This window comes from Azospirillum brasilense (assembly GCF_003349955.1).
Classification (GTDB): Bacteria; Pseudomonadota; Alphaproteobacteria; order Azospirillales; family Azospirillaceae; genus Azospirillum; species Azospirillum brasilense_B.
The window spans coordinates 1-7,068 of sequence record NZ_QLKQ01000146.1 but is presented as its reverse complement, the minus strand read 5'-3'; the positions used below and the strand labels follow the sequence as shown (position 1 = coordinate 7,068).

Annotated in this window: 6 protein-coding genes and 2 pseudogenes; 4 read left to right on the top strand and 4 right to left on the bottom strand. The window is 67.6% G+C overall.

Translation table 11 applies throughout. The features are described from left to right. Positions 1-331: 331 nt before the first annotated feature. Positions 332-498 (bottom strand): annotated as a pseudogene (locus DXK32_RS32840) (IS3 family transposase); the annotation flags it as partial. A gap of 553 nt (positions 499-1,051) precedes the next feature. On the opposite strand from DXK32_RS32840, the gene DXK32_RS31530 reads away from it, so the two are divergent. Then, positions 1,052-1,636: a hypothetical protein gene (locus tag DXK32_RS31530; RefSeq protein WP_114862102.1), complete on the top strand. Its 585-nt coding sequence runs from the start codon at positions 1,052-1,054 to the stop codon at positions 1,634-1,636. 278 nt (positions 1,637-1,914) lie between these two features. Here the strand turns inward: DXK32_RS31530 and DXK32_RS31525 are convergent, their stop codons facing one another. Continuing rightward, positions 1,915-2,406 carry a hypothetical protein gene (locus DXK32_RS31525; protein ID WP_162801442.1) on the bottom strand — a complete coding sequence of 164 codons (492 nt, stop codon included), beginning with the start codon at positions 2,404-2,406 and terminating at the stop codon, positions 1,915-1,917. Positions 2,407-2,718: 312 nt separating this feature from the next. Between DXK32_RS31525 and DXK32_RS31520 the strand changes: the two genes are divergently transcribed. The 3 genes from DXK32_RS31520 (at position 2,719) to DXK32_RS31510 (ending at position 4,681) form a co-directional block, all read left to right on the top strand. Next, positions 2,719-3,297, top strand: coding sequence for a hypothetical protein (locus DXK32_RS31520; protein ID WP_114862100.1), 579 nt, complete (start codon positions 2,719-2,721; stop codon positions 3,295-3,297). Between the two features lie 94 nt (positions 3,298-3,391). Beyond that, complete coding sequence (locus tag DXK32_RS31515) at positions 3,392-4,153, top strand: hypothetical protein (RefSeq protein ID WP_114862099.1); 762 nt, start codon at positions 3,392-3,394, stop codon at positions 4,151-4,153. A gap of 207 nt (positions 4,154-4,360) precedes the next feature. Continuing rightward, the gene (locus tag DXK32_RS31510; protein WP_114862098.1) at positions 4,361-4,681 is read left to right on the top strand and encodes a hypothetical protein; all 321 of its coding nucleotides are present in this window, start codon (positions 4,361-4,363) and stop codon (positions 4,679-4,681) included. A gap of 24 nt (positions 4,682-4,705) precedes the next feature. Here DXK32_RS31510 and DXK32_RS31505 read toward each other — a convergent pair whose 3' ends face one another. Both DXK32_RS31505 and DXK32_RS33745 read right to left on the bottom strand, forming a co-directional pair. After that, a complete protein-coding gene (locus tag DXK32_RS31505; protein ID WP_162801441.1) occupies positions 4,706-5,113 on the bottom strand; it encodes a hypothetical protein in 408 nt (135 codons plus the stop codon). Between the two features lie 460 nt (positions 5,114-5,573). Then, positions 5,574-6,008: pseudogene (locus DXK32_RS33745) on the bottom strand (AAA family ATPase); the annotation flags it as partial. Positions 6,009-7,068: the final 1,060 nt, after the last annotated feature.

The window sequence follows — 7,068 nt, the reverse complement described above, 5'->3', positions numbered from 1 at the left end:
CAACCGCATCACCATCGTCGGGCAGACCGGAAACGTCGCCGCCTGGTTCGGCTGAGCGGAACCTTTGCACCGCTGAGACTGGCGCCGGGCTGGACCCGGCGCGGAAGCCGGGGGAAGTGAACCAAACAGCTTCCCCCGGCTTTGGCCGCATCTTGCGTGGATCATGCGGAAGAGCGGTCCGGATGGCGGCGCCATGAGGAGTCCAGAGCCTGTCCTTTCAACGGACACGACCCAACAGCCCGGTCGGCAGGAGGGCGTGTTCACTCTCCACTCCATGGGGAGCGCGTCACCCCTCTCCGCCTGTGGTCACTTGGATGAGACGATCATCCGGACGCCCGGCCTGCCGGACCCAGCCCCGCAGCGTCTCCGCCGTGCAGCCGATCCTCGCTGCGAGCGCGCCGCCCACTGCGAGGCGTGGCCCCCTTCTTGCGCGAACACGATCCGTACCGCGCGCTCGCGGACTTCAGGAGCGTCTTTGCGTGATGCCGCTTTCGTCACGATAACCCCGGTCTCTCAAGAATCGGGGCTTCCGGGAAACCTGGCGCGGTTCACAGCCCCAGGTCCACGCGTGGGGTGTGGGCTTCATGAAAAAGGGCGGACCCGGTTGGATCCGCCCCATTCTGCGTCTGTTCTGTCACGTTCAAGCTTCGCTTGAGCTCAACCTTTCTCAATCACAGAGTCCGGTGTCTCAAGCTTTGCGTTAAGGACCACAACGACGAGCGAGATTTCTGTCGGCTGCCGGATAACCCGGGGCGGCCACATGGCTGAAGGTAGCATTCCGCCTGGAGGGTCCGCCAGATAAACCGAGGCGCGCCGCCGCATAACGCGAGGTTCCCGCGCAGGGCCGCCGGATAACGCGAGGTTTTCGACGGGGGGTCCGCCTGGGAATACGTTCTTGTACCGGCGCGGGGCCGACGGCTGTCCGCCTGTCCTTTCCAAGGCGGGGGCATCGCCTGCGCCGCGACGGCACGCCGCAGCGCCTCCCGGTGGGCACCGCAGAGGTTTCCGGCTACGGTCCGGCTCCCTTCGGACAGGCTGGGAGCAAGGAGTGATGCTGGAGTTCACGCCGCAGGACCATGAAGCGCGCCGATACCTCCTGGAGCAAGGCGAGGACGGAAACGAGCACCTCTACGTCTACGACGCCGAGACGGGTGAATGCCTCCATCGTGGAACGGATGGCAAAAGATGGAGTGTGCGCCCACCCGCCTTACCCCCGGGATCCGGCCCCAGGCTCGTCCTCCACCACAACCATCCAAGCCTCAACCCGCCCAGCGCAGCGGACACGGTGATGCTCCTTTCGGAGCCGGACATCCGAGCCATATGGGTGCACGCAAAGGATCGGTCGGCATTCCGAATAACGAAGAGCGAGGAGCGACCCAGCCCTGACGTCGTGCGCTACTCGGAGGGCAGAGCACGCCGATACTTCAATGACGCCTTCCCCAACACGGAACTGTTCACTTGGGCCGTACGCCATGCGTCGTTGCTTGCTCTCAGGCATGTGGGGCTTATCGGCTATGACTACACCATTGCCGAGTCTTTAAGGATCAGCATGGGCGGGGCGTTGAGCAGGATCGAGGCCGACGCATACATGATCTACTCGGACATCCTCACGGCGAGGGATGGCGGCGAGATGTGAGCGGACGATGGACGATCCTTGGCTAAACGGTTGGCATGACAAATCGGAGTTCCTGAAGTTCGCGGAACCTATGGATGCCGAAGATGTCGAACGGCGGATCAGGGGTGGGCATCCGGACGGGCATCCCTGGATGCTCCGTTTCCTTGCCCTCGTAGGAACCAAGATGTGCCGACACGAGGCCGACTTCCTCGCACTCCCATACGACGGCTGCGTTGACCTTCAGCGCAGGCTTCTTCGCGAAGCGTACGACGAGGCGGTCGAGGCGGGTTCACCGTGCGTTAAGGCCAAGCCGACGACGGGAATGGGTTGACCATCGGATCGACGGTGTCGGCCAGATTGGTCCGGGCATTCCACCGGCGTGCAGCCGAACTGTCGTCCAGCCCCGCGTCGCGCAATCCCCTCGACCGCAGAAGCCGGTCGAACCCCCGTGCGACAGGCGTCAGGTCCAGGGTGTCGTCCGCCGCTCGGACGGCCAGACGCGGCGCCGCGTCGAACGCGTCGAACGCCTCGGCGTCGAACGTCGCCGTGGGGCCGGGGATATGATTGAACACCGCAATATCCCGCTCCACGAGCGGCATGGCCTCGCCCCCCAGCACATCCTTCCCGACCGCCAGGATCGGGGTCAGGAAGTCGAACACGCTGACGAGGTTGGCCGAACGGAGCCGAAACCCCAATGCAGTCCAGGTCAGGGGACGAGCCGCATCGCTGGTCGCCATCAGGGGCGTTGCCGTTTCGAGATGCCGTTCTGCCGCCGCGTGCATGGCCCACATCCATGGCTCCTTGGACCGAACCCGGGAACGCGCGTACGCCACCAATTCGGGGTCGCTACGCCACGACGAGCCGTGTTCCGCCGAACCTCTGATCCCGCCGACGTTGTCCGCAGACTCCTGTCGCCGCATGTGCCCAGCCCCCGCATGAGTGCTTCCGGGTTCGAGGTTAGGTCGGCGGCAGCACGAACCGGTTCACCGTGCGTTAAGAACGGGAACGGCTCATGTCCACCCGCCCCGGAACCGCGCCTCCAGGCGTTGGTCACGGGTTCCCTTTCCTTGCGCTGCGATTTTCAGGGAAGGAAGAATACCCGCATGGTTAGACACCTCGACGACACCGCAGGACACCTCGCGCACAACGTCCTGGACGCGGCCGCCGACTACGAGCAGGCCGAGCGGGACCTGTCCGCCGCGTACGCCGCCGACCCGGCCCCGGCCGCCTGGGAGGCGACGGCGCGCAAGGCTAAGCGCCGGGCCGCCGAGCTCGCCGTCGCCGTCGATGGACTGACCGACCGCGCCGCCATCGGCTTGGGAACCTCGAAGACCGCCGTGCGGACGCGGGTCTCCGCCCTGTCCGCGGCCCGGCCCGGCGCCTTCGAGCGCGTCTGGTCGGCGGCGAACGCCTACAAGCACAAGGACCTGAAGGATGCCCGCATGGTCGTCGTGTCCGACGACGACGTGCTGGTCGTCGGTCTCGGGTACGGCCTGGACGGCTTGGGCGTCGGCAAGTTCGGCGGGGTCGAGGTGATCGTGCGCGACCGCGCTGGGGCATCGTGGAAGTTCCTGGGGGACGTTCCGGCGGTGGTCGGTGCGTGGTGCCGCTTCCTCGCCGCGGAACGCGCCCTCCTCCCCGACGGCCCGATCATGGTCTGGGGGCTTCAGGCATATCCCTGAACCGTCCGGCACGCTGCTCGCTAAACGGGCGGGCGGTTGCAATGCCCAACCGTTCCGTCTATTCACGCGGCCTTCATGAGGTGAGGAAGCATCCATGGCGCGACTGACCAAGCCGGAACCCCTCCAGGAACTCCAGTTGACTGACCTGACCAGCGGCAGAACGGCCATGGCGCAGGTCTTCGTGGGGATCGACCCCATCCACATCCCAAGCGGCGACTCGCTGTGGGCGCACGTCAACGACCTTGTCGGCGGACCGGACCGGGGCTGGCACCCGCTGTGGCTCCACAACATCCTGAATTGGGAGGCCGAGCGGCGTCCCGACGCGCGCATCTTCTCGATCTTCGTGAACGGCCAACTCCAGGGGATCGCCATGGCGTGCGCACGCGCGCCGGGACCGGACTCGGTGGTCTTCGGCGACACCTTCATCCACATCGACCGTCTCGCCTCCGCGCCGTGGAACCGAAAAAGCGCACGGCAATCGGCTGATTGGCAGGATGTGGAGCGTGAATATCCCGGGCTTCCATGGCTGGAAGGCATCGGCCAACACCTCGTCGGATACTGCATCAAGCTCAGCGTTCAGACCGGCCATAAAGGCAGAGTGGCCGGGATCGCCCTGCCGGAGTCGCTTGGTTTTTACCGGTCCAAGTGCAACTTCGAATGCGTTGGATCTCCCAAGGGCGACGGCAGCAGGTGGGTCCGCCTGACGGTCGAAGGCCGCAGGGAAGCACTCAGGCATGGAGCCTTAAACAATGGACTTGAGGTTGTCGGACGGCGAACTGGAGGCGATCAGGAAGCGTCTCGACGGGGATGGGGAAGCCGATTGCTTCATCGTCTCGGGGCACCATTCCGCAGATGAGGGGAGTCGCACAATGACTCCGTCCATCCATACCTCCGAGCATGCGCCAGCCAACCGTGAATTCCCGAACACATGGAGATTCTTTGTCGCGGGGGTGCTGGGGCTGATGAACACAGTCCTGCCCAGGTCGTCGACACCCCCACGGTAAGGGCGCGGCCCGGCGCTGAGCACGTAAGGTTGGCGACGAACGCCTCTGAGATTCCCCGAATGACCGTTGCATCCGACGGCTATGTGCTGACCTCGGGTGCGCTCTCGATAAATTTCGCGGCGGAAAGCTCGGCGGCGTCGAAGCCGTCGGCACGTGGCTTCGGTTCATCCCGGCACACGGGGGCCTTGTTCAACCTCACGGCGATCGGAGCCGTCTTCATCCTCTTCGCGATGGGGGGAGGCCGAAAGGCGTTCGGCCGCCGCCGCGAGTTGGCGGAACAACGGTACAAGGGCCTTTTCCAACGAACCTGTGCGGCGGCCCTCGCAAATGGCGATGCGGTCGCGCGGGAGGGCCGACAGGCCGCGCCGGTCGTCGCCTGAGATGGCCGGATACGGTGCCGCAGATCAGCCGGGAGCGTCCGGAGGCCGGTCGGAAGGCGGGTCGCCGCCCGTCAGCACGGCCTCGGCGTCCGCGCCGCCGACGGTCTCGTGCTCGACCAGCAGGCGGGCAAGCGTCTCCAACCGCTCCCGGCATCGGAGGATCTCGGCCGTCGCCTCCGCGTAGGCGGTCGCCAGCAGCGCGGAAACCCGGTTGCCCATGTCCGGCCGCAGCGCCAGAGTCGCCGCAAGGGTGTCCGGCGTCGGGATGCCCCGCCACAGCAGCCCGTCGGCCCCGTCGCCCAGGCCGTAGGCTTGCAGCGCCGCCGCGGCCAAGGCCGTCGCCCTCGCCAAGTCGCTTCGGTCGTCCCCGCCCGCACCCGTCGACACGTCGCCCAGCACCGCCTCCTCGGCCGCCCGCCCGGCCAGGAGCACCCGCAGGTGACCGGCGCCCCGACCGGGTCAGGGGCTTCCGCTGGTCCAGGGCGGCGGACGTGCCGCCCAGCGTATCGGCCGTCTCGCGGATGGAGACGCCGGTCAGCGTGCCCGGGAACTCCAACGCGATCATCAGGGCGTGTCCCGCCTCGTGGACGGCGTACCGGTACGTCTCCTCGGGTGCCCGTTCCCTCCGCATGCCGCGGATTTCATCGGTCAGGTCGTCGATGGTCATCCCGCGGCCTCCGTGCCGCGCGCGGCGGCGCGCTCCACGCACCCAGCGCTCGCAGTCGGCCCCCGTGGCGCCGCGCGCCAGCAGCGTGGCGGTCGACAGCTCGGCGTCCGGGAGATCGGTGCCGAGATGGTGGCGAAGGATGCCCGTCAGCGCCTCGCGGTCCGGCAGCGGGACGGGGATGGTGCGGTCGAGCCGTCCCGACCTGACGATCGCCGGGTCGAGACGGCCGGGGTCGTTGCAGGCCCCCACCACGACCACGCCCTCGCGCCCCTCCACGCCGTCCAGTTCCTCCAGCAGGCCGTTGACCACCTGGATGCTGTAGTCGCGGTTCTCGTGCGTGAACCCGGACCGGTCGCCGAACGCGTCGATCTCGTCGACGAACAGGATGGCGGGCGCGGCCGCACGCGCCTCGGCGAAGGTCGCACGCATCGCCTTGAGCAGGTCGCCCAGATGCCCCGTCGACTGCCAGCGGCTGAGCGATCCGACGACCAGCGGCACGCCGCACGAACCGGCGAGCGCCTTGGCGAAGGTGGTCTTGCCGGTGCCCGACGGACCGGCGAGCAGCACGCCCCGATCGACTGCGGACCACGGCAGGGTTCCGCGCCGGTATCCGTCCAGGTCGCGCGTCAGCGCCCTGCCCCAGGCGACGGCCTCGTCCATGCCGTGCAGGTGGTCGAGGGTCAGGGACGGCGGTTTCGCCTTGACGTCGAGCAACCGGCGCAGGCGGGTTAGGTAGCCGTCGGCGTCGGTGCCCGGCCTCCAGGCGAGGCGCAGGTCTTCAACGGCGATCAGGCGGTGCAGGTCCATAGGCAGCGGCGACGACGGACGGCGGCCGGTGAGGACCTCCAGGGCCTCGTCCAGCGCCGCGGCGTCCGGCGTGGACGTTGCGACACGGATGTCGGCGGCACGGACCAGGGCGCGTGGCAGGTGCCGTTCCGGCCAGGGGCTGAAGCCGACGACGACGCACCCGGCGGCGAGTCCGGCCGCCACGGCCTCGTTGCCAATGTCGGGTTTGTGGTCCTTTTGGATGCCGTCGCGCCGGAACCCGATCCAGGTCGAGTCGGACGACGGACGCCACGAGGAAGGCCGGGAGATGCCGTCCCCATTGTGCTCCTGCGGATCGCCGGAGGAGACAGCGCGACCCCATGCGTCTGCCACCGGCCCGACCCACGTTGCGTTCGGAACTTCGACGACGACCGCGTCCCCGGCTTGCGCGAGCGCCTGCCAACCTCCCGGGATGACGTCCAGAACCCGCCGGACCAGAGTCGACGCGACGGCGCCGACCACGTCGGCGCGGCGGGGACGCCCTCTGCGCCTTTCGGCGGCGGGCATCCCTTCATCCTCCAGGGACTCGATGTCCAGGTCAGCGGGCTGCCCATCATCGTCCCGATCCGTCATCGGCACCCCCATTCGTCGGTGAACGGCGGAACGGCTCGTCCGGAAAGGAATGCCGTCCGCCTGTGGCCGGGAATTCCTCCGGCATGACCTTGGCAGGATTTTGTTCCCTTTTCGTTCTCTTGGCAACCGGCCATCCCGGGTAGGCACGATGGAGGACTCGGCACCCCTCTGTAGGGGCGTCGGAGAAGGTAAGCATGCGGCAGGCGCGAGACCGGCTTCAGGGCGGGGCCATAGCCGACGGTCATTGCGCTTCCTGTTCCCGGAAAGGGTCACGTCCCTGAACGTGGTGTAGGAGCTGTGGGGAACCGGCCCGCCGAAGCGC